The organism is Leucobacter insecticola, from assembly GCF_011382965.1.
Lineage (GTDB): Bacteria > Actinomycetota > Actinomycetes > Actinomycetales > Microbacteriaceae > Leucobacter > Leucobacter insecticola.
Genome location: NZ_CP049934.1, coordinates 1545625 through 1568344, shown reverse-complemented (window position 1 = coordinate 1568344; position 22720 = coordinate 1545625). Strand labels below are relative to the sequence as shown.

Sequence of the window (22720 nt, the reverse complement as noted above, 5' to 3'; positions counted from 1 at the left end):
TTAGTTCCCTTCGGTTCGAGCGATAACGCGTGCGCCACCCTCGGAGATCAGATTGCCGCCGATGGTGAAGAGCGCGATCATGATGATCGGCACGAGCACGGCAAGCGGTTGTGTGGTGAGGCCGGTGCGGTTCTCACTCACCATCAGCCCCCAGTCCGGAGTCGGTGGCTGAATGCCGTAGCCGATAAAGCTGATCGAGGCGAGGATCCCCACAGCCCACATGAGTCGGACGCCAAATTCCACGAGCAGCGGCGACGTGATGTTGGGCAAGATTTCTCGGAGGAGGATCGTGCGATTTGGTGTCCCGACCGACTGCGCCCAGAGCACAAACTCGCGCCGGCATATCGGGAGCGTGGCACCTCGGATCACACGAGCCACACCGGGCACGAGCGCAATGATCACGAGAGCGACGAGTAGCCAGGAGGACGGCCCGAGCACGGACACAAACATGAGCGCCAAGAGCAGTCCGGGGAAGGCAAGCAGTACATCCATGATGCGCATCAGGATCGTGTCGGTCCAACCGCCGGCGTAGGCCGCAACCATGCCGATCAACGCCCCAATCAGGACGCCAAGAATCGCGGCGAGGGGCGCCATCCATGCGAGACTCACGCCGCCCGCGAGCACCCGGGAGAACACGTCCCGGCCGAGCTGATCCGCCCCCAGCAGGAGCCCGTCACCCGGAGGAGCATACGGAAACGCGATAGATTCGGCGGGCGGGTACGGTGTGAACAGTGGTCCGAGCAGCGCGAACAGCAGCATCACCGCGAGTAATGCGATGCCCCATCGGACCTGGCGCGAGGCCAGGAAGCGGGCAAGCACGCGCGGAGTGTGGTGGGTGAGTGACGTAGCGGCAGTATCCGGCGTTTTGATGATCGTCATGAAGTTTCCCTGGATGCTAGTTCGGGCGTTTGGCGCCGGCCTGGGGCAGCACGTCGGCAATGAAATTGAATACGAAGTAGGCGGTCGCAATGATCAGCACAATCGCTTGGACCACCGGCAGGTCACGATTTCCGACGGCCTCGACGAGGGCTGATCCGATGCCGGGGTATGAGAATAGATACTCCACCACGACCGTTCCGCCAATCACGAAGGCCGCGACGAGCGACGCCGCAGGCACGATCGGCGCGAGCGCGTTTGGCAGCGCATGGCGGTACAGGATCCGGCGCGTCGACAGACCTTTCAACTTTGCGGTCTGGATATACTCACTGTTCATCACGTCGATGAACGAGACGCGCACGAGCCGGGAGAGGTAAGCGACTCCGGTGATCACGAGCGTGAGAATTGGCAGCACGAGTGCCGGGATGTGCCACCACGGCATGTCCCCCGGTGGGATCAGCGAGACCGGAGGTAACCAGCGAAACACCGTGGTGCCAAACAGCGCGATAAGCACAGTGCCAGTCACGAACTCCGGTGAAGCGTTCACGACCATCGAACTCCCCATAAACACGTGGTCGAACGCGCGATCCTTGCGCTGCGCGGCGATCACGCCGAGAAGGAGCGATACCGGCAGCATGATCACCATCGCGAACAGCCCCAGCGTGATGGAGTTTCGAAGTCGTATGCCGAGGATGTCGGCGACGGGAACGCCGTTCGTGAGCGAGACACCCCAGTTGCCCTGCAGGATCCCGCCAAGCCACGTCAGGTACTGGGTGATGAGTGGACGGTTCAGCCCCAGCTGCTCGCGCAGCGTTTCAAGCCCCTCTGGCGTGGCGTTGACCCCGAGAATCACGCGCGCGACGTCCCCCGGCATCGCTTGTGTCGCGAAGAAGATCAGGATCGATACCAGCAGCAGCGTAATGACACCCTGCAGGGTCTTGCCCGCAGCCCGCTTTGCGGTGCGGCGACGGCGCAGGCCTCGCGAAGCGCTCGCGCGCGCATCCGATATAGCAATCAACTCGGTCATGACTTCCTCGTCCTCTCAGGCTCCGGTCCGCCCGAACTCCTGCATTCCATCGTGCGCGCGAGCGGCGGCTGTCACAATCAACTTCGCCGCGAATGGCTCCTGCGGTCAACCGGAGTGCGCAGGCCGACAAAAAAGGGTGCCCACGCGTAAACGTGGGCACCCTTTTTTGTGGTTACGCTGGCTGGTGTTCGGCGCGCTCCGCTTCACTCATATAGTGGCCGTCTTTGCTCAAGGCGAGCGCCTGGAAACGGAAGGGACGATCCACCTGGTTGAAGCCGAGCGGGCAGTGCTTGGTGCCCGCTGGAATATAGACGGATCCTGAGGTGGTAATGATGTGGCGCACACCCTCGATGTCCATGTACAGCTCCGCGCCGAGGTCGAGGGGGTTCTCCGGGTCCGAGCCCGTCCAAGTCAGCACCTCGTCGTAGTCGTGCTCGTGTTCGTGCACCCAAAACACTGGCTCGTCCGTGGGGTGGACCCAGCTCATCGTCAGATAGGTTTTCGCTTCCGGCACGTCCATCGCGCTCATCAGCGCCCACGGGCGGCTAAGGTTCTTCGGCAGTTCTCGTCCCGCAGCCTCCGCCTCGTTAATCATGTCGAATCGGCAATCGCGGAGTGTGCGAACAAACAGGTGCTCGTAAGGGCTGGTAGTCATCGAAACTTCCTCTCCGGCGCGTGGATCACACGCCAATGTGTGGAGTTCTGAGGCTACGCGTGTCAAGTCCCCGGGTCGATGCACTCCCGGCGGACACGATGGTACTTTTCGTGTTTCCGGCTTCGCGAAACGGCTGTGGCCCGGATCCCAATCGGATCCGGGCCACAGCCGTTTCAAACCGTGAGCTCGCGCTACTGGTCCAGGAAGGTCTGCGCGAAGAACTCAGCGAGTTCCTGTGTCGCAGTGAGTGGCAGGATCGCGGCCACGTAGTGATCCGGGCGCACCACAACGACGACACCATCACGGCTAATGCCACGCTGCTCGAAGATGTCGTCCTCCGGCTTTGCCGCGTAGATCTTCTCGTAGTCGACCAGCTGGAACGGCCCCGAGAGTGGCAGGAAGAGCTTTGAGACCTTCGAAATGTCGACGTCGTGGTGATCCTGCTGGAAGACCGCCTTCACATCGAAGACAGAATCAACGTCTCCGCCGAGCGGTGTGAAGCGCTGAATCGGAGACTCCTTCGAGCCGAGCATCCATTCGGCCCACTGATTCAGTTTCTCGCCGGTCTTGTCCGCGAAGGCGTAGACGCGGTAGCGTCCATCAGCGCGGTGGTGGTGCCCGAGATGCACATCAACCGCGTCGCTGACGCGGGTCGTCATAACGGATTTGAAGCGCTTGCCGATCGGGAATCCGGTGGCGAGATCCTGATGCTCGCCAGCACTCGTGAGCATTGACTCGGTGTACTCGGTCATGAACCCCGCCGGGAACTCCGCAGTCTGCACGTAGAACTCTTCAAGCTGCTTCGGGGAGTCGAACTCCTCCGGCTTTCTCGCCATCAGACCGGACCACTCACGGTCGAAGTCGATCAGGTTCTGTGCCGTGACCCGGCGTTCATCAGAGTAAGTCCGCAGCAGCGACTCGGGGCTGCGCCCCTCAAGCACATAGCCCAGCTTCCATCCCAGGTTCCAGCCGTCCTGCATGGACACATTCATGCCCTGACCAGCTTTGGCGCTGTGCGTGTGGCAGGCGTCGCCCATCAGGAACACGCGCGGCTTGCCGTCGGGTGAGGTAGCCGCGTCGTCGAAGCGGTTGGTGACGCGGTGCGCAACCTCGTACACGCTGTGCCAGGGCACATTACGCACATCGAGTGTGTAGGGGTGCAGGATCGCGTTTGCCTGGCGAATAATTTCCTCCAGCGAGGTCTCGCGGACCTTTCCACCATCATTCTCGTCGACCTCGCCGAGGTCGACGTAGATCCGGCAGAGGTGATTGCCCTCGCGCGGGATGTGCAAGATGCTTCCCGCCGCCGAATGGATAATGCTCTTCTTGCGAATGTCGGGGAAGTCGGTCACCGACAGCACGTCCATGACACCCCAGGCGTGGAATGACTGGTCACCGTGGAGGGAACCACCAATGGAACGGCGCACCTCAGATTTGGCCCCGTCCGCTCCGATCACGTACTTTGCGCGCACGGTGATCTTTTCTGCCGGCCCGCTCCCCTCGACCTTCTCCGTGTTGATCCCGGCACCGCTGTACCCAGAGACACGGCGAAGGGTAACCTCGACGGGATAGTCCCCTTCGCCCGTGACGTTCAGACCGATGAACTCGTAGCCGTAGTCAATGTCGCCGCGCGCGGGGGACGCTTTGGCGTACTCGGCAAAGTAGTCAATGACACGGGCCTGGTTCACGATCAGGTGCGGAAACTCGCTGATGCCCGCGGGATCGTCGGGGTGATTGAGGTGCGAATAATGTTGTTGGGGTTCGCGGGATCCGGGTTCCAGAACGCGGTCTCGGTGATCTGATATGCCTCGTGAATGATCTCCTGCGCGAAACCAAATGCCTGAAATGTCTCAACGCTGCGAGCCTGAATGCCGTCGGCCTGACCAAGCACGAGACGACCGTCCCGGCGCTCAACAACCCGGGTCACCACGTTCGGGAACTGTGCGAGCTGCGCTGCCGCCACAATTCCAGCGGGGCCGGAGCCCACGATGAGCACATCGATCTCGCTGGGCAGATCATTCGGCCTGTCGAGGCCAACACCCGCGGCGGGTTCGATACGTGGATCGGTAGAGACGTATCCGTGGTGGTGGAACTGCACTGTTACTCCTTCACAACACTGTAGCAGCGGGGCCTTCACAGGTATTTGTTCACTATTTGAACACTCATTCTGAATATCGCACACCAAGCATAAACCGCGGCGCGCGATCCCACAACATCGATCCCATGAAGACTCCGGGACTACCCGACTTCCGGCACCACACTCACGTCGGTGTACACAAAGTCATTGCCAACACACAAGAGCGCCTCACCCAACGACTTCGCGAGCGCATACGAGTAACTATCACCCAGATTGAGGTTTGCGGGATGCCCACTCCCCTTCCGTACCGCCCGTAGGCCTCGGCCGCCACTCGTGCCTGCGTCGCATCAAGCGGAATGATTTGAACATCGAAGACCTTCAAGAACTCATTGACGAGAGCTTGCTTCTCCGGCGCGCGCGACATCACAGCACATACCTCTACGTAACTTGCCGCGGAAATTCTCAGCACAAGCTCCGAGTGCAAAACCTCAACCAAAGCCTCATATCCCGGCTCCTTGTGAAGCACAGCCACAATCGCCGAGGTATCCACGATCACTGCGGAAGTCCCGTTTCGGGATCATAGAGCTCTTGCTCTCTGCGCCGAGTCTCCGCAATCCCTTCCGGAGTAAACACCTCCTGAGCTCGTGCAAGCATCGCCCGAATCGCAGGACCCTTCACCCCCACGGATCCGTCTCAATCTCACGGAGGCGACGCTCCACCGCATCATCGACCGCGGCCGTCTGGCTCATCCCGGTAAGCGTGGCGAGGCGACGCACCTTTGCGTGCGTAACTTCATTCTTGATATTCAAAGACACGCCCTAATTCTACCTTTTGAAATCTCACGGTTCTACCCCTTCGATTGCACTTTCACTTTCGCTTCTTCCCAGGTCCGTTCCGCTTCCTTCGCCAGGTCCAGAACATGCTCGGGCAGACAAACGCCCCTCCAATGGGAATCGAGCATCCGCAACACAGCGAAAGTCAACCAGAGCTCCTTGGACTGAAGGGCAATTTCCACCAGATCGACCCCTTCTCCAGGGAAATCCTGAAGCAAGCAAATAACCTCGCCCAAGACTCGCTCGGTCCCTGCGGGTCTCCAGAACTTGGCGCTGTTCTCACCAAAGCTTCTGAACCCTGCGAAAGCAAAGTGGCACGGGCCAGATCCAAGTACGCGGGCAGCCGCTCCTGAGTAATGTCCTTCGAGATCAGGTGCCAGGCATAGCCATCTCCAGAGTGCTCGTTCACATAGCTCCAGAGCGCTGGAAACGGGTCGATCTTTTCTCGGTCCACTGCGCAGCAAGAGAGCGCCCGAATTGACTCGGGGTCGGATCCTTCAGCGCGCTCGCAATGGCCTCAGCCCACTTCTCATGCGAGCGAAGCTCCCGATTCATGCTGAGTATGTCGGAGTGAGACCACGCCCATTCCGCTGGAAGGTAGAGCCCCAAATCGTAATCAAAAAAGTCTTCGATCTGGCAGCTCAGATCCCAGACCGGGAAGGCCGGAACACGCGCGGTGGCGTGCCGAAACCAGTCCATGAGATTGCCCGGTGCATCTTCGTCATAGCGCAGATCGCCGTCCCCACTTCGCCGGTCAAAGCGATTGGAAAGATAACGAGTTGCGGCAAAAAAGTGAGTGTCGCTCACTGATGGCTCTGAAAGCGGGAAGGGTGAAATCATAAAGGTCCAATCGGCGGGGAAAGTTCATGGTGCATCCAGTCTGCGGGCACACAGCCGGGCTACGGCCGCTCACCCAAAATCTGTGGATAAGAACTTGCATACACTTCAAAATGAGCACCTGTGAGCGGAGATACACGGCCTCGCGCAGGAACAATATCCCTGATAAACCGCGACGCGCGATCCCACAACATCGATTCTGCTCATACGATCGGCCAGAATGGGTCTCATGACCCAATCACGCGCCGAGGGGACGGCCACAGCCGGCTCCCAGACGCTCTCTCGCGGGCTACAAGCCCTGGAGATTCTCGCCGACGCAGAGTCTCCCCTCTCGATCAGCGAACTCTCCGATCAGCTCGGCGTTCACCGATCGAACGCCTACCGGATCCTGCGCACACTTGAGCAGCACCGCTTCGTGATCCGCAACGACGCCGGTCTGATCCGTCTCGGCCCCAAGATCACCGCTCTAGCCCGAGGTGTCGCCCCCGCCCTCCACAACGCGGCGCTTCCCGCCGTAACCGAGCTTGCGAACGCGGTTGGCATGACCGCATTCCTCACCGTGCTCGACGCCAACGAGGTCGTCACCCTCGTCACCGTCGAGCCCGCCAACGTAGAAGCAACTATCGCGCGAGATCCGGGTGTGAGACACACGGTGGAGCGCGGCGCACCCGGACGCGCGATCGAGTCGTCCCTCACCCCCGCCGAACGAGCATCGCTGCTCGGCAGCCCAGATTTCAGTGATGCGGTACTCAAGGCGAAACGGCAAGGCTACGCGCTCAGCCTTCAAGAGGTGGTCAACGGAGTGAGAAGCGTCGCGGTGCCGATCAGGATCCCAGGGGAACCGCCCGCCGCAATCGCCGTCGTACACTTCAGCCTTCCCGACCCCCTCGACGAAGTCATCGCGCATCTGCACGCGTCCGCCGAACAAATCGCGCAGAATTATCGCTAGCCTTTCATGCAGCGTGCCCCGCACCTCCCACGAAGAGGTACAGGGCACGCCCCGGCCAAAGAAGCCGATTCCAGAGACTACTTCTTCAGCGTTACGCCTTCCAGGGCGTACGCGCTCTTGCCGTAGAGTTCTTCCTTCAGCCCGGTAACACCATCACGGTACCCAGCAATGCTGTTGCCGTTCACCACCACAATGTCACCACCGCGCTTGTTTTCAATTGCCTGCATCTGACTCACAAACCCACACTGTTCGTCAGGATCGGCGGTCATGTACAGCTTGTCAGCCAGCGCGTTGTACTCGGCGTCGTCCATGTGGGTCGAGTTCTCAGAGCCTCCCGGAAGGAAGTGGCTCGTCGCAGTCAGCAGGTACGGGCTCGAGGTGTAGCCGACGTGGAACGGCCACTCGAGCCAGCGGTTGAGGAACGAGGCCACGTCAAGCTTCTTCACGTTGATCGTGACCCCCACCTTCGCCGCCTGCTGGGCGTACAGCTGGGCCATTTCCATCATTCCTGGGAACGCGGCATCGGTGACGAGGTCGACATTGATATCCGTGGCACCCGCCTCTTCGAGAAGCTGCTTTGCTCGCTCCAGATCCTGCTTCCGCTGTGGCACATCAGGGGTCGGGCAGGAGGTGTTCTTACCGATGTAATCATTTCCGACCACGGCATAGCCGCCGAATGCCTTCTCCACGATCTCTTCGCGATCCGCAATCAGTCGCATGGCCTCGCGCACCTTGGGGTTGTCAAAAGGAGGAACACTCATGTTCATCGACATGAAGGGGTAGCTAGCGGTCTCGCTTACGAGCAGGTTGATGCCCGGCTCTTTTTCCAGTGAGGGCACATCAGTGAACGGAATCCCATGCGCAATATCGACCTGTCCACCCCGGAGCGCGTTGGTGACCGCCTGCTGATCCTGGAAGAACGAAAGCTTTACCTTCTCAACTCCAGCTTTCTCGCCCCAGTAGTCATCAAAGCGGGTGAGTTGTGCTTCCTGTCCGGCGGTGAACGATGCCACCTCAAAAGGGCCCGTGCCCGCAGGCGCATCTTCAGTTGCACCCTTCAGGCTCCGCATCAGCACACGATCCATCGCGAGTGCGTTCGGCACCGGGCCATATGGCCTATTGAGATTCATCTCGAAGGTGTAGTCGTCGATGATCTTCAGGCCTTCAGGGTCAATGAAACCGATCTGAGTAGCGAAAGCCCAGGCGTTATCTGGATCAAGCATCCATTTCAGGCTTTCGACTGCGTCTTCAGCCACGAACTCTTCTCCGGCATGGGTTGTGACACCTTCCCGAAGCTTCACGGTCCAAGTGTCAAGCGTCTCGTTCGGGGTCATTGATTCTGCAAGCTTGTAGATAACAGCACCGCTCGGATCCGTCGCAGTCAAGCCTTCATAGACCTGCCTGTAAAGGGCAGAAGCGGAGGACGAACCCTGCTGGGTGTAGGGCTGCACTTGATCCTTAGAGTTTCCAACCACTCCGATGGTGAGCACTTCACCACCACCGTCATCGGCCGACGGAGCACAGGAGGCGAGCGAGGCAGCAAGAAGTACTGCGGCGAGCGCTGCGACCCCCCGTTGTGTGCGGGTACGAATATGCATGTTGGCCCTTCCTTCATCTTCTTCGTTGAATTTCACACTGGGCGAGTGCTCAACACTCGTATGTTTTATATTGTGAATCGGGGCGGATCAGCAGACAATGAGCTCCGTCGGAGTTGACGCACGCAGTCAAGCCGACGGCAGCTTTAGGCAAATGCGTGAGTTACCGTCACCTCAACGTCGCGAAGCCTCTAAGATGTAGGTGTCCAGTGCCGAGCGGTTCGATTCCGGTCCGGCCGGCAAAGGCGCTCGAAAAAGGGGCGCTGCTGCCCGGGAACAGGACACCCGGGCGAGACATACACGGTTTCCCATCTTTCGATTCACTCTTCGTAAAGGATCTGTATGTCTACTACCGCCGCTCCCGCTTCGCCCCCACACTCACCCGCATCCTCGCTGAATCACTCGCGCGTCATGCTGAGCAGAGCTTTGGCCTGATGGGCAACGGAAATGCGCACCTCATTGAGAGCCTCGGGGAGGTCGGCGTCGGATATACGGCGGTGCGGCACGAGGCGGCGACGGTCGCGGCAGCGGATGCCTACACGCGCGTCTCGGGAAAGATCGCGATCGCGACCACCACGTACGGAGCTGGTTTCACGAACACGCTGACAGCGCTCGCGGAAGCGACCCAGGCGCGCACCCCAATGCTCGTGGTCGTCGGCGATGCGCCGAGTAATGGTCCGCGCCCCTGGGATGTCGACCAGGAAATGCTTGCTGCGGCCCTCGGCGTGCGCACTCACATGCTGTCGGTCACAAATATCGAGCGGATGGTGGATCGCGCGGTTTCTTACGCGCAGCGTCTGCGCCGCCCGGTGGTGCTCGGGATCCCCTACGACCTTGTGAATGCCGAGGCCGTCGCGAACCCGAAAACGAGCCAGGGGATCGACCTGAACGACCCCGCGACCATTGCTTCGCTCAGCGCATCCGTCGCAGAACATCACACCACGCTCGCTACGTCCCCACAGCCGCGTGGGACGGCGATGCCCTCCGCTCCGGCGGGCCATCAGATGGAGGCTGCTCTGCTCGCGCTTCGCGAGGCGGAACGCCCCGTCATTCTTGCTGGACGCGGAGCGCATCTTTCGGGTGCGTCCGCGGAGTTGGGTGAGCTCGCGGACGTACTGGGCGCGGTCACTGCCACAACAGCGCTCGCCCGCGGCATCTTTCCCAAAGCACAATACGATCTTGGTCTCACGGGCGGCTTTGGGCATTTGGAGGCCATGTCGGTTATTGCCGAGGCCGATGTTGCTGTGGTTGTCGGTGCGGCACTCAACCAGTTCACGATGCGCTTCGGTGATCTCTTTGGTCCCGGCACCACGGTCATCCGTATCGATGACGAGCAGGTTCCACCGCCAAAGACGAACCATCCGATCACTCATCTGTTGCTGCAAGGGGACGCGCGGGCGCTGCTCGGGTCGCTGTTGCTCGGCCTCGCGGAATCCGAAACTGTCGAGCCCACAGTGACCCCCAGTGGTGGCTGGCGCGAACGGGTGACAGGACTCGAGCCTGACGGTGCCCGACGCGTGCGCAGCACCGGTCTTTCGGAACACCCAGACGGGATCTGCGCTGACGGGCGATTGGATCCGCGCGCGGTGGCAACGCGGATCGGTGAACTGCTTCCCGAGGAACGCCATGTCACCGCCGACGGGGGTCACTTCATCGGCTGGGCCAACATGTACTGGCCCGTCGCTGCCCCCGAACGAATGATCATGGTCGGCACCGCCTACCAGACCATCGGGCTCGGATTCCCCACCGTCGCGGGTATCGCTGCTGCCGTTCCCGACACCACTGTCGTGCTGAACACGGGTGACGGGGGCGGGCTGATGGCCCTCGCTGACCTTGAAACCGCGATCCGCACGGCACCCAGCTGCGTTATTGTGGTGTGGAATGACGGCGCCTACGGAGCGGAGGTGCATCTCTACGGCGCGATGGGCCTCAACGAGGGCCCGATGCTCATCCCTGACGTAGACTTCGCCGGTGTCGCAACGGCTCTCGGCGCGCGCGGGGTCGCTGTGCGCGCACTCGAGGATCTTGATGCGCTCGGCGACTGGGTTGCGGAAGGTTCCCGCGGAACGATCCTCCTAGATTGCAGGATCTCACAAAGCGTAGTCGCCGACTACCAGCGCGAGATTCAACGCGTCAACGGGCTTGAGGTACCCGAGGACTAGACAGTAGCCGGGCGTCCGAGACTTGCCTCGGAGGCTCGGCTACTTCTTTGCGTTCGCCTCGTTCGCGATTGCGTTCACTACGATCTCGCCGCCGCTCGTGAGAAGCGCCCGGCGCCACGGGAGCGTGCCTTCGATCTCGATCTGGATCGACATGCTCAGCACGGTTCGGATCAGCACGATGAGACCGAGCACCGCGGCGTCTTCAAACGACGGCGCCGAAAGCGTATGAATAATGTCGGCCGCGACGAAGATCTCAAGACCGAGCAGGATCGAGCCGCCGATCGTGGTGCGCAGCACCTGGTAGGCCGCTCTGCCTCCGCCGCCCCGCACAAGCGCTCGGACCGAAAGCACGGCGGCGATCCCGATACCCACGATCACCACAACGACGCCGATGACCTCGATCACGGTCACGATGGCCGCAAACAACCCCGCGGTATCCAACCCTTCGTTATGCATGTTCCCAGCCTGGCATAGTTTTCAACCCGATGGCTGGTGAATGGTTCGCAACCGGTCGGTGAGCGCCCACCATAATCGCGAGTGCCCAACATAATCGCGTGCGGGGTAGGTGGGCGCTCGCTGTTTAGGTGGGCCCTCACCACACCACGAACGCGGGCTACTTCTACCGCACAGCAAGGCCCTCGACCAGGCGAGCGAAGGCCGTGTAGGAGACTCCGGCATCGCGCACACCGGAGGAGACACCGGCCGCGGCTTCTCTGAGTGCGCCAACCAGCAGGGACGCCACAGCCTCTGGGTCCAGGGCCGGATCAACCTCGCCCGCGCGCTGCGCCGCGCGGAGCACCTCAGCCATCATGAGCGAGCTCGCGCCGGATCCGATCCCGCGCTCCTCACCGCTTACGATAAGCGCCGGGCCGGAGACATTATAAAAGTGCCCGATGCGCGCATCAGCAGCGAGTTCGAACATCGCCCGCGCGTGAGCAGTGAGTTGCTCCCGCCAACCAATTGCTGCAGCCTCCGCGGCGCGGGTTTGCGCGACGAGATCCCGGCCGAGCCTCTCGTAGGCTGCCCGCAACAATTCATCCCGACCACCGGGAAAATGTGCATACACAGTCCCCCGCGAAATCCGCGACGTCGCGGATATACGATCGATCGTGGTCTCGGTGACCCCACTCTCAGCAATCACCGCGAGCACCGCATCAACGAGCTCGGCCCGGGTCCTCAGCTGCCGACGTTCACGCAGGCTGAGGACGCCCTGCGAATCCGGTCCCCACGTTGCTCCCGTACATCGCTCATGCCCTCAGTCTAGGCTCGCCGCGCCGCAACACAAACTGTAAATATAATTTCTATACTCAAAATATACTTTTCCCCCGAGATGCGTGTTACCGTATGAACGCACTCATCGGAAGGACAGGCATGACCAGCGTAGATCTCACCGCCGCAACCGCCCTCGCTCGCGAGGCACTCGAAACTTTTGGCTTTGATCCCGACACTCCCCTCACGCTGCTCAAAAACCGTGAGAACTTCGTGTTCTCGCTCACTGATACCCGCGGGGAAGACAACGCTTCAACCCGCTACGTCCTCCGTGTACACCGCCAGGGCTATCACTCTGATGCGGAACTCGCTTGCGAGCTCGATTTCGTGCGCGCGCTCCATGGAGAGGGCGTCGCGGTCCCGAGCTTTCTGCACTCCCCCGACGGCCGCGGCTTCTGCACGGTCGGCCACAATCATCCCGCGGGCGCACACCAGGTCGACATGCAGTTACTGCTCGAGAACCACGGCAACTTCGGTGACGAACGTACGGGAGTCGACGGCAGCGCGTCGATCGACCCGGCAGATTTTGCGGCGCTGGGCCGCCTCGCGGCCGAGGTACACAATGCCACCGAACGATCCGGCTACACCATGGCGGTGCCCCGCGACGACTGGGATCTGGATGGCCTTGTCGGCACCGAGCCGGCGTGGGGTGATCCGCTCAGGATCGCCGAGCTCGTCGGCGAAGATCGCGCGGCGGTCGAGGCTGCGATACTCCGCATCCGCGAGCAACTCACCGCATATGGCACCCCGAAGAATCGCTTCGGCCCGATCCATTCGGATCTCACCCCCGAAAACGTGCTGCGCACCGGGGCCGGCCTCGTGCTCATCGATTTCGACGACTTCGCCGCGGGCTGGCACCTCTTCGATCTCGCGACAGCGATCCATTTCTACACGCCCCACCCGCGCTACGCCGAGTACCGCGATGCCCTCTTCGCCGGCTATGAATCCGGGCGGCCGCTCGACCCCGCGGATCACGCCGCCTTCCCCGCGATGCTCCTCGCCCGCGCACTCACCTATCTTGGCTGGGCCGCCGATCGTCGCGGCGAGGACACCCCCGAGTGGCTCGTCGCTAGGGTTCTCCCGAACACTGTGCGTCTCGCCCGCGAGTTCATCGCGGACTAGCCGCGCCCCAGCACCCAAGTCTCCGCCACAAGCAAGGATCACCACCATGGCAACTACCGCCGAACTCATCACCCGCCGCAACCGGACCATCGGCCCCTACTCCCCGCTCTTCTACGACACCCCACTTCAGTTTGTTTCAGCGAAGGGTGTCTGGCTCACCGAGGCCAGTGGCGAGCGCTATCTCGACGCCTACAACAATGTGCCGCACGTCGGTCACGCGAACGAGCGGGTCGTCAGGGCGATGACCGAACAGGCGTCCCGCATCAACATCCACACCCGCTACCTCAACGAGCGCGTGTACGACTATTCTGAGCAACTGCTCGCGACCTTCGATGCGGGCCTCGACCGTGTCTTCTACGGCAACTCGGGATCCGAGGCCAACGAGCTCGCACTCCGGATCGCCCGTCAACACACGGGAGCGACGGGCCTCATCGTCTCCGACTACAGCTACCACGGCACCACCATCTCTCTCGCCGAAATGACGACGGGGCTGAAGACGAAAGAACCCCTCGGGGCACACGTGCGAACCCTGCGCCTGCCAGATCTCGACGTGGATCCGCGCCCCGCCGCCGAGGTCGCTGCCGACACACTGCGCCAGCTCGACACGGCCATCGTCTCGCTTCAGGAGGCGGGATTCGGTATCTCCGCGTGCCTCTTTGATCCGTTGTTCTCGACCGAGGGCATGCCGCGGCTGCCGGAAGGATTACTCACAGCAATCGCGGATCACGTCCGCGCCGCTGGCGGCCTCGTGATCGCTGACGAGGTGCAGAGCGGCTTTGGCCGCACCGGCACGCACATGTGGGGTCACCAGTACGCGGGCCTAGTGCCGGATATCGTGACCATGGGCAAGCCGATGGGCAATGGCCATCCCATGTCCGCCGTCGTCACAAGCGAAGCGCGGCTCGACGAGTTCGGTTCGCAGAACGAGTTTTTCAATACCTTTGCGGGGAACCCGGTTTCCGCTGCGGTGGGCGAGGCCGTGCTTCAGGAGATGGCCACGGAACAACTCATGCAGCGCGCAGAGGTTCTCGGTACCGCGGCCCTCACGAGCCTGCAAGCGATGGTCGAGAAACACGATTTTGTGCGTGTGGCGAAGGGCACCGGCATGTTCCTCGGTCTCGATTTTGCGGTCGATGGTGAGCCTGCACCCCACCTCGCCAAACAGGTGGTTGAGGCGATGAAGGATCGTCGGGTGTTGATTTCACGGATCGGCCGCGAGAGTTCAGTGTTGAAGGTTCGCCCACCACTCGCGTTCGGCGCGGACGAGCTACCGTTGTTGGTCAGCGCACTCGAAGACGCACTCTCAGAAATTTAGGTGTATCCTCGCCCTGAGAGGTGAAATGCATGGTGGCAACTCAGTTTCGAAATCTATCCAAGGCAACGCAGACGCCGGCTCAGGCTGACAGTCTCGGCGCCTTCCGCAACCTGGTGTCGTCCTCCTTTGTTCCGCTGCGAGTGAGTACTGACCGCCCCGAGCCATTCGCCGCTCGTATGTCTTCCGCTGACGCTGACAACATCGCGTTTACCGAGATCACAGCGAAACCGCACCTCGTCGAGCGCACTCCAGAAACGATTGCGAGCGGGGGCAGCGGTTACTATAAGGTCAGCCTCCTCCTGTCAGGCAGCAGCATCCTCGTACAGGATGGCAAAGAGCTCGTGATGAGCCCTGGAGACCTATCGATCTACGACACGTCTCGCCCCTACTCGCTCCTCTTCGGCGAAGAGTTTCGCAATCTGATCATGATGTTCCCGAAGGATCGCTTGGAACTCCCCATTCCGTTCACGGAGCAGCTCACGGCCGTGTCTCTCAGACAGCAGAACAGCGGCCTGGCCTCGGTAATCACCGCATTTATCTCTCAGTTTCCGGCACAGCTCTCCCCGCTCGATGACAGGGTGCGCACGAAGCTCGCTCATACGAGCCTCGACCTCGTGAGCACCATGCTCTCAAGCATTCTCGACACGGATCCCGCGCACCGAGATCCCCACCAGGTGCTACTCCAAAAGATTTACACCCACATCGACGAAAATCTGGGTTCACCCCAGCTTTCCCCCAGCAGCATCGCGGCGGCGCACTACATCTCCACCCGCCACCTGCACGCGCTGTTCCGTCAGGCCGACACCACCGTCTCGACGTGGATCCGCGAGCGCCGCCTTGAGCGGTGCCGCGTTGACCTGCTTGATCCCGTGATCGCCGACCGCACTGTTTCAGCGATTGCGGCCCGATGGGGCTTCACCGACGCAGCCCACTTCAGCCGGGTGTTTAAGTCCACCTACGGCGTCTCCCCGAGTGAGTTCCGTCAACCGAACTCAGCTCTCGAAGCAAAAATGTTCCGCGGTTTCCGCCGCTAGGCTCCCCCGAAAAGGCAAACCCTTCCGCCGGTTGAGCGAATGCAGGAGTCGAAACCACGGCCACGTTTCCCTTGATTTCGACTCCTGCGTCGCTCAATCGGCGAGCTTCATTCCCGTGTGACCGAGTTGTGACACTCATTGACGAACCGGGCACGACCCTTGTGTCTGCCCGCAGAGAGCACTCCACCGGAGCCTTTGTGTCCTTACAGTAAGAGTTCCACCCCGAATATCAAGATTCGGTGAGCTTCCCGCTCAGCTCTTCAACGACGACGACACAAAGGATCCTGGCCAATGACGACCATAACTTCTGATCTCACCGCTGCCGACGTGACAGCCGCCGATCCCAACGAGTGGCGAAGCTACGACGAGTTCGCCGCGGGGATCGACACCTACCGCCTAGGCAGTATCTCCCTCGAAGGCACGGCGCTGGGGCTCACACTTGAAGACGGCTCGACCCTCACGCTCAGCTTCGGCGCCGACTCAGTGCGCTGGAGCGGAACAGGAGCACTCGCCTCAGACGGAGAACTCGACGATCCTTACGACGCCGTGCGTGTGCGCCAAGACGTCGTTTTCGTGCACCTGCCGCTTGAATCACGCGAGCGCGAAGCCATCACCGTGGTCTACTCCGAGTCGACCCACCGCGGGCTCGTCACCCGTTCCGAGATCGCGGAGACCGCTGTAGAGGGCGAGCCCCAGGTTGGGCAAACCTTCTGGTCCGCTGTCACCGATGGTGGGACCCCAAGCGGCGAGGTGCCCGGGCCGTCACGCGACCTCATCGGCAAGCGCAACCTCTACCGCTACAGCCCGCATCACCTCTACGAGCACGTCTATATCTCGAGCGAGCGCTACGCCTGGCAGTGCGTGCAGGGCGTGCAGCGAGGCCACGGCGACATGGACATGTCAACGGTGTGGAAATTTGCCGACGGACTCTACCTCTTCTGCTTCCGTGAGTTCCGGATCGCCGTCGCAAGCGTCTGGCTCCACGACCTTGGCTACCAGCTGATGACGACAGGGATCTTCCTCGGCATCAACAGCGACGGCGAAGCCGAGCACTCACGAGCAGGCGGCCACATTTACCCCATCGGCTCTGTCGAGTACCCCGACGTGCAGCCGGTGTAGGCCCAAAACTGACACTTCACAGCCCAGTACTTATACAGGTCACCAACAGAAGGAACCTCATGAAAAGAAAAATTGCTGGCATTGCCGCGATGACTACGGTCACCGCTATTGCCCTGACGGGTTGCGCCGGATCTGATGGCGGCGGCGAGGGAGCCCCGATCAAGATTGGCTCAGTGAACACGCTGAGTGGCGCGGCAACATTCCCCGAAGCATCGGAAGCTGCCCAGGCGGTATTCGATCGCGTGAACGCAGACGGCGGGGTAAACGGCCACAAGATCGAATACAACACGGTCGACGACAAGGGCGATCCCGCGGCAGCGACCGCGGCGGCCAGAGAGCTTGTCGGCAGCGACGAGGTTGTCGCCCTCATCGGCGGCGCATCCCTCATCGAGTGCGATATCAACAAGAAATACTACGAGCAGGAGGGCGTCAAGTCGATGCCCGGTATCGGTGTAGATCCGGGGTGTTTCAATTCCCCCAGTATCGCTCCAGTCAACATCGGACCTTACAACGACATGACCCTCACTCTTCTCAACGGCTCCGAGAATCTCGGCATCGATGACATTTGCGTAATGCTTGAGATCGCAGGCTCCACGCTGCCCGCGTACACCGCGGGCGTGGAACGCTGGACCGAGATCACCGGCAAGAAGCCAATCTTTGTCGACGACACGGTTCCCTACGGCGGGTCTGACTACACGCCCTACATCGTGAAGGCGAAGGAAGCGGGCTGCAAGGCGATCGCTGTAAACGCGATGGAGCCCGACGCGATTGGTCAAGTGAAAGCAGCACAAGCTCAGGGCTGGGATGATGTCACGTTCCTCTTCCTCACAAGCGTCTACAGCGAAAACTTTGCGAAAGCTCTCGATTGGACGAGCGCCGGCGCACACATTCCTGCCGAGTTCTACCCCTTCACTGAAGACAGCGAGATCAACGCTGACTGGAGTGGCCTGATGAAGGAGAACAATATCGCACTGACTTCGTTCAGTCAGGGCGGCTACCTCGCAGCAACCTACTTCGTCGAAGTACTGAAGAGCATTGACGGCAACATTACCCGAGAGTCCGTTGCTGCGGCGCTCGAAGGAATGGATCCGATCGACAACCCGATGGTCGCTTACGAGTATCAGTTCAAGAAGGCTGCAGAGCAAGACTACGAGCCCGGCGCATGGCCCGTCGAGCTTAAGTCGGGCACACGGGCTTGGGAAAAGGCTGCCGAAGATTGGCTGCTGTTTCCGAGCAGCAAGTAGCGATCGATAATCGCAGCAGCGTGACAGAACGGAGCGGGCCAGATACTCACCGTGAGGTGAGACTGGTCCGCTCTGCTCAACCGTTCAACCTCTGGCACCAAAGGATCCACATGTGCACCATATCCAACCGTAAACGCCCACGGAGCCACCCGTGAACGGGAGCGCGCTCCTCCAGGGCGCTCTCGCGGGTCTCGCGTCCGGCGGTCTCTACGCCGTGCTCGCCGTGACCCTCACTCTGATGTCCCGGCTCGTGCGAGTCGTCAATTTTGCCCAAGCTGCAACCGGAATGTTCGCAGCATTCTCTGCTGTGTGGTTCGCCGACAAGCTCGGCCTTCCCACCTGGTTCGCAATCATCGCAGGAGTGATCGTCGGGGCGCTACTGAGCGGCATCATCGGGTGGATCGCGGCAACCTGGCTGTCAGAGTCGACCGTCACCCTACGGTCAGCGATGACCGTCGCTCCGCTCCTCCTGCTGATTTCACTTTCTTTCATCATGTTCGGCAACAAGCCTCAGCCTTTCGAACCGATCCTCTCTGGCCCAGCGTTCTCGGTCGCAGGTGTCGTAGTGAGTTGGGTTACCGTCGTAATGGCGGCGCTGGCGATCACCGTGGCGGCAGCCTGTTCGATTCTGCTTCGCAAGACCACCGTCGGCACCAAGCTGCGCGCTCTCTCTGAACGCCCGACAACCGCCGAACTCATCGGCATCGCAGCAAAACCCCTCTCGATCGGCGTATGGGCCGTGACCGGCGCCATTTCAGCAATCACGATCATGGTGATTGCCCCCTCTCAGTCCAACGATGCCATCAGCTTGTCGATGCTCATCATCCCAGCCGCGGCTGCCGCGCTGCTCGGCGGCTTTAGGCGCCTCGATCTCGCAGTGGTCGGCGGTCTCTCGCTCGGGATCATTACCGGAATCGTGGCGCAGATCCCCGCTGTGTCGTTTGTGCGTAACTTCATCCCCTTCCTGTTCATCGTCATTCTGCTGCTGTGGTCGCAGCGTAAGGAGGTGTGGGATGCTGCTCGCTAACCGTCGTCTTCGCACTGCCCTTCCCCTCGTCATCGCGGTCGTCGCACTCGCAGTCGGCTGGGGATTAAGCGTCGGGCTTTCCGGCTACTACGTCTTCCTCGCAATCAGCTCGGTCACGGCGATCATCGCTGTACTCGGTCTCGGTGTCGTTACCGGCTCCGCAGGCATCATCGCTCTCTCCCAGCTCACCTTCGCCGCGATCGGTGCGTGGGTCGTTGCCTGGATGAGCGTCAACGAGATCCCCGGCGGTTTCCCCGTGTGGTTGCTCGCTGGTGGCGTCGCAGGAGGGCTCGCCGGTATTTTGATCGGTCTCCCGGCGCTTCGTCTTCGCGGCGTCAACCTCGCCGTTGTCACCCTCGGTTTCGCCGCGGCGTTCGACGTGATGCTCATCCAGATCCAATTTCCGGGGTCCGTCGACGGCATTCCGGTGTCGCGGCCCGAGCTCTTCTCGAGCGATCGCGAGTACTTCTTCTTCGCGGTCATCGTGCTCGTGCTCTGCGCCCTGCTGATCTCGTGGTTGCAGCGCAGCCGCATCGGAAGCAGTTGGAAAGCTGTCGCGTTCTCAGAGCGCGGTACGGCAGCCGTTGGGCAGAGTGTCAGCTCCGCAAAGCTCTCAGCGTTCGCGGTGAGCGCGGCGCTCGGCGGTATCTCAGGCGGGCTGATCGCGGGTCAAGTACAGCTCCCTTTCGCGTCGAGCTTCGCCCCACTGCAGTCGCTCGCGCTCTACATCCTCGCGGTCATGAGCGGCGCCTACCTCATCGATATGGCCATCTTCGGCGGTATCCTCTGGGTGCTCGTGCCAGAACTGTTGAAGAAGTGGGGCGTGCCGCAAGACTGGGGCTTCGTCGTGTTTGGTCTGCTCGGGATCCAGGCCCTCACGAGTGGCACCAACCTGGGCGAGGGAATCCGAAACTTGTTCCGCAAGCGCTCGCGTAAGCGACTGGTGGAAGGCGCCGACCTCACCGCGCACGAGGTCGGGACGAGCGTGCTCGATGTATTCGCCGTGCCAGAAGCTGCCAACCCAGTTCCCGCTGACGCTCCGCCCGTGCTTGAAGTCGTCGACCTCGGTGTCCAGTTTGGTGCGTTGAAGGCGCTCGACGGTGTGTCGCTGCAGGTGCGCCCCCGCTCGATCATGGGACTTATCGGCCCGAACGGTGCTGGCAAGTCGACCTTCGTCGATGCGGTGAGCGGGTTCTTGCCGCAGCACACAGGAACGGTGCTGCTTGATGGCCAGGACATCACCCGGCTGGCACCCGCGGCGCGAGCTCGCCTGGGCCTACGTCGCACCTTCCAGCAGGATCGGGTTCCGCCCCAGCTCACGGTCGAGTCCTACGTACGCTTCGTGACGCGTGAGTGCATCGACAATGATGAACTCACCGATGCCTTAACCTTCCTGGGGTGCCCAGCACCCGAGGAAAGGCTGTCAACCGTCGACGTCGGCACCCGCCGACTGATCGAGGTGGCGGCCGCGGTACTCTCCGGCCCCAAGGTACTGATCCTTGATGAGCCAGCCGCCGGGCTCTCGCACGACGAGCATCTGCAGTTTGGGCAGCGGCTCAGCCGGATCCCGTCGCGTTTCGACACGGCCATCGTGATCATTGAGCACGACCTCGATCTTGTACGCACTGTTTGCACCGAGATCACCGTGCTTGATTTCGGCCGGGTGCTGGCGCAGGGCCCGCAGCAGGAAGTTCTTGACGACCCGGCCGTGATCGCGGCTTACATGGGAGATGCGGAGATCAACTCATGAGCGAACTACGATTGTCTGGAGTCGCGGTGAGCCGCGGCGCAGGCCCCGTCATCTCCGATGTAGATGTCACACTCCAGAAGGGTCAGGTTGTGGCGCTCGTTGGCCCAAACGGTGCCGGCAAGACGAGCCTGCTCGAGTCAGTCTCGGGCGTCATCCCTCATTCCAGGGGTGACATCAGCATTGACGGCGATTCAATCGCGAAGTGGAGCAGGGTGCAGCGATCCCGAGCTGGAATCGCACACATCGAGCAGGGTCGGGCCATCTTCCCCTCGCTCACTGTGCGCGAGAACATCATGCTTACCGCGAAATCGGAAGCGGGTGTGCAGGAGGCGCTCGCATCGTTCCCGGAGCTTGAGAAGCGGATCGATTCGCAGACAGTGCTGCTCTCGGGTGGCGAACAACAGATGGTCGTACTCGCGCGCGCCTTCGCTTCGAAGCCGAAGTATCTGCTCATCGACGAGATGTCGCTTGGCCTCGCCCCGGTGGTGTTCATGCGCATCCTGCCGGTAATCCAAAAGATCGCGGAGTCCGGAGTGGGGGTGCTGCTCGTTGAGCAGTTCACCCACCTCGCCCTCGGGATCGCCGACGAGGCCCTCGTCGTCTCGGGTGGCAGGGTGAGCCACCCGCAGGGACCGGCATCGGATCTTGAGAAAGATCCTGAGCTGCTGCGCACGGCCTATCTCGGGAGCTAGTAGCTATCGAACACAGATGGGGTTCTTTCCGAGTATCTCTCGAAATGAACCCCATCTGTGTATGATCCTGAGCGCCAGAACTACATCGTCCGCGCGATCTACACCAGTTTCACAAAAGCATTGATGAGCGTTGAGGCAACAGCTGGAGGCACGCCAGCTTTCCTCCGGACAGCAATATCGTTTCTACATCCCGGCGTGCTCAAACGCGACCGTGGGGAGATCCACGATGTGGGCGCCGCCGTCAGCCACAAGCACGGATCCCGTCATGTATGAGGACTGCGAGGAGCCGAGGAAGCGCACGATCGAGGCAATCTCGGAGGGCTCAGCTGCCCGCCCGAGCGGCACGTCGCGGGTGACGGCGGCGTAGCCTGCGTCACGATCCGCGATCTCGGGGGCGTGGCTTGCAAACTCGTCCATTTCTGCGTCGGCCATGGGGGTGCGTACCCATCCAGGGCAGACGGCGTTGACGCGCACACCCTTGCGACTGTAGTCGCGTGCGAGGCTCTTGGTGAGGCCGATCAGTGCATGTTTACCGACCGTGTACCCGGCAACAGAGGGGCCTGCGAAGAGGCCAGCGAGTGAGGAGACGATTACGATCTCACCCCCACCTTTCGACAGCAGGGCTGGCAAGGCTTCGCGCGCCATCACAAACGCCGTCGACAGATTGACCTTGATCGCGGAGTCCCAGTCTTCGTCGCTCGTGTCTCCCACGGCAGCAAAACCGTGCCCGCCGGCGTTTGCGACGAGCACATCGATCGTGCCGAAGCGCTCGACGATTTCCTCCACGGCTGCTCGCGCGGAGGCGCCGTCAGATGCGTCGGCCACGATCGCGGTGGCGCCGATCCGGGCGGCGACCTCTTCGAGCGGACCGATGCGGCGGCCAATAATCACCACGGTCGCGCCGTCGTCCGTGTAGCGCTCCGCAATAGCGGCACCGATCCCGGTGCCTCCGCCTGTGACGACGACGACGCGTCCCTGAACGTCGCTGTTCTTGGTTCCCATGAAAAACATCCTTGTCTGTCGTTTACCGGTCACAGCGGGCGACCGTGTTTCTATCCTGGCGTGATCCTTAGCGGAGAGTGAGCGACCGAGCACTCTCAGAGCAGCACTCGTCACCCAGAATCAACACGGAATCAC

The 22720-nt window shown here is 61.4% G+C and carries 21 protein-coding genes and 1 pseudogene; 10 read left to right on the top strand and 12 right to left on the bottom strand.

Going from position 1 to position 22720, the window contains the following annotated elements:
• From G7067_RS07225 to G7067_RS07190, 8 genes and pseudogenes are all read right to left on the bottom strand, one after another.
• The gene (locus tag G7067_RS07225; RefSeq protein ID WP_166323107.1) at window positions 1–879 is read right to left on the bottom strand and encodes an ABC transporter permease; all 879 of its coding nucleotides are present in this window, start codon (window positions 877–879) and stop codon (window positions 1–3) included.
• Window positions 880–895: 16 nt separating this feature from the next.
• Window positions 896–1903, bottom strand: a complete 1008-nt coding sequence (locus G7067_RS07220) for an ABC transporter permease (protein ID WP_166323105.1) — start codon at window positions 1901–1903, stop codon at window positions 896–898.
• Window positions 1904–2075: 172 nt separating this feature from the next.
• The gene (locus tag G7067_RS07215; protein ID WP_166323103.1) at window positions 2076–2558 is read right to left on the bottom strand and encodes a hypothetical protein; all 483 of its coding nucleotides are present in this window, start codon (window positions 2556–2558) and stop codon (window positions 2076–2078) included.
• A 191-nt stretch (window positions 2559–2749) separates the two neighbouring features.
• Window positions 2750–4656 (bottom strand): annotated as a pseudogene (locus G7067_RS07210) (FAD-dependent monooxygenase).
• Between the two features lie 163 nt (window positions 4657–4819).
• Entirely contained in the window at window positions 4820–5161 is a 342-nt protein-coding gene (locus tag G7067_RS15210; RefSeq protein ID WP_425280706.1) for a type II toxin-antitoxin system VapC family toxin, read from the bottom strand.
• A gap of 148 nt (window positions 5162–5309) precedes the next feature.
• Window positions 5310–5450 (bottom strand): type II toxin-antitoxin system VapB family antitoxin, encoded by a 141-nt coding sequence (locus G7067_RS07200; RefSeq protein WP_166323101.1) that lies wholly within the window; start codon window positions 5448–5450, stop codon window positions 5310–5312.
• A 32-nt stretch (window positions 5451–5482) separates the two neighbouring features.
• A complete protein-coding gene (locus G7067_RS07195; protein WP_166323099.1) occupies window positions 5483–5686 on the bottom strand; it encodes a hypothetical protein in 204 nt (67 codons plus the stop codon).
• A 187-nt stretch (window positions 5687–5873) separates the two neighbouring features.
• A complete protein-coding gene (locus G7067_RS07190) occupies window positions 5874–6275 on the bottom strand; it encodes a hypothetical protein (protein WP_166323097.1) in 402 nt (133 codons plus the stop codon).
• A gap of 259 nt (window positions 6276–6534) precedes the next feature.
• On the opposite strand from G7067_RS07190, the gene G7067_RS07185 reads away from it, so the two are divergent.
• On the top strand, window positions 6535–7254 hold the full coding sequence (locus G7067_RS07185) for an IclR family transcriptional regulator (RefSeq protein ID WP_166323095.1): 720 nt from the start codon (window positions 6535–6537) through the stop codon (window positions 7252–7254).
• A gap of 77 nt (window positions 7255–7331) precedes the next feature.
• Here the strand turns inward: G7067_RS07185 and G7067_RS07180 are convergent, their stop codons facing one another.
• Window positions 7332–8852, bottom strand: a complete 1521-nt coding sequence (locus G7067_RS07180; RefSeq protein ID WP_166323093.1) for an ABC transporter substrate-binding protein — start codon at window positions 8850–8852, stop codon at window positions 7332–7334.
• A gap of 335 nt (window positions 8853–9187) precedes the next feature.
• Between G7067_RS07180 and G7067_RS07175 the strand changes: the two genes are divergently transcribed.
• Window positions 9188–11011: a thiamine pyrophosphate-binding protein gene (locus tag G7067_RS07175; protein ID WP_244301339.1), complete on the top strand. Its 1824-nt coding sequence runs from the start codon at window positions 9188–9190 to the stop codon at window positions 11009–11011.
• Between the two features lie 39 nt (window positions 11012–11050).
• On the opposite strand, the gene G7067_RS07170 is transcribed toward G7067_RS07175, so the two are convergent.
• Window positions 11051–11467, bottom strand: a complete 417-nt coding sequence (locus G7067_RS07170; RefSeq protein WP_205881096.1) for a DUF1622 domain-containing protein — start codon at window positions 11465–11467, stop codon at window positions 11051–11053.
• Between the two features lie 163 nt (window positions 11468–11630).
• The gene (locus G7067_RS07165) at window positions 11631–12152 is read right to left on the bottom strand and encodes a TetR/AcrR family transcriptional regulator (protein ID WP_244300995.1); all 522 of its coding nucleotides are present in this window, start codon (window positions 12150–12152) and stop codon (window positions 11631–11633) included.
• A gap of 230 nt (window positions 12153–12382) precedes the next feature.
• Between G7067_RS07165 and G7067_RS07160 the strand changes: the two genes are divergently transcribed.
• The 8 genes from G7067_RS07160 to G7067_RS07125 all read left to right on the top strand — a co-directional run bounded on the left by G7067_RS07160 (window position 12383) and on the right by G7067_RS07125 (window position 21583).
• On the top strand, window positions 12383–13402 hold the full coding sequence (locus G7067_RS07160) for a phosphotransferase enzyme family protein (protein WP_166323091.1): 1020 nt from the start codon (window positions 12383–12385) through the stop codon (window positions 13400–13402).
• A gap of 46 nt (window positions 13403–13448) precedes the next feature.
• Complete coding sequence (locus tag G7067_RS07155; RefSeq protein ID WP_166323089.1) at window positions 13449–14717, top strand: aspartate aminotransferase family protein; 1269 nt, start codon at window positions 13449–13451, stop codon at window positions 14715–14717.
• A 29-nt stretch (window positions 14718–14746) separates the two neighbouring features.
• Window positions 14747–15751 carry an AraC-like ligand-binding domain-containing protein gene (locus G7067_RS07150; RefSeq protein WP_166323087.1) on the top strand — a complete coding sequence of 335 codons (1005 nt, stop codon included), beginning with the start codon at window positions 14747–14749 and terminating at the stop codon, window positions 15749–15751.
• A gap of 291 nt (window positions 15752–16042) precedes the next feature.
• Window positions 16043–16870 carry a MoaF C-terminal domain-containing protein gene (locus G7067_RS07145; protein WP_166323085.1) on the top strand — a complete coding sequence of 276 codons (828 nt, stop codon included), beginning with the start codon at window positions 16043–16045 and terminating at the stop codon, window positions 16868–16870.
• A 59-nt stretch (window positions 16871–16929) separates the two neighbouring features.
• Entirely contained in the window at window positions 16930–18114 is a 1185-nt protein-coding gene (locus tag G7067_RS07140) for an ABC transporter substrate-binding protein (RefSeq protein WP_166323083.1), read from the top strand.
• A 151-nt stretch (window positions 18115–18265) separates the two neighbouring features.
• Window positions 18266–19141 carry a branched-chain amino acid ABC transporter permease gene (locus G7067_RS07135; protein WP_166323081.1) on the top strand — a complete coding sequence of 292 codons (876 nt, stop codon included), beginning with the start codon at window positions 18266–18268 and terminating at the stop codon, window positions 19139–19141.
• Complete coding sequence (locus G7067_RS07130; protein ID WP_166323079.1) at window positions 19128–20891, top strand: branched-chain amino acid ABC transporter ATP-binding protein/permease; 1764 nt, start codon at window positions 19128–19130, stop codon at window positions 20889–20891. The genes G7067_RS07135 and G7067_RS07130 overlap by 14 nt, the downstream gene beginning before the upstream one ends.
• Window positions 20888–21583, top strand: a complete 696-nt coding sequence (locus G7067_RS07125) for an ABC transporter ATP-binding protein (RefSeq protein ID WP_166323077.1) — start codon at window positions 20888–20890, stop codon at window positions 21581–21583. Before G7067_RS07130 ends, G7067_RS07125 begins: the two co-directional genes overlap by 4 nt.
• Before the next feature lie 183 nt (window positions 21584–21766).
• Here G7067_RS07125 and G7067_RS07120 read toward each other — a convergent pair whose 3' ends face one another.
• The gene (locus G7067_RS07120; protein ID WP_166323075.1) at window positions 21767–22585 is read right to left on the bottom strand and encodes an SDR family NAD(P)-dependent oxidoreductase; all 819 of its coding nucleotides are present in this window, start codon (window positions 22583–22585) and stop codon (window positions 21767–21769) included.
• Between the last annotated feature and the right edge of the window lie 135 nt (window positions 22586–22720).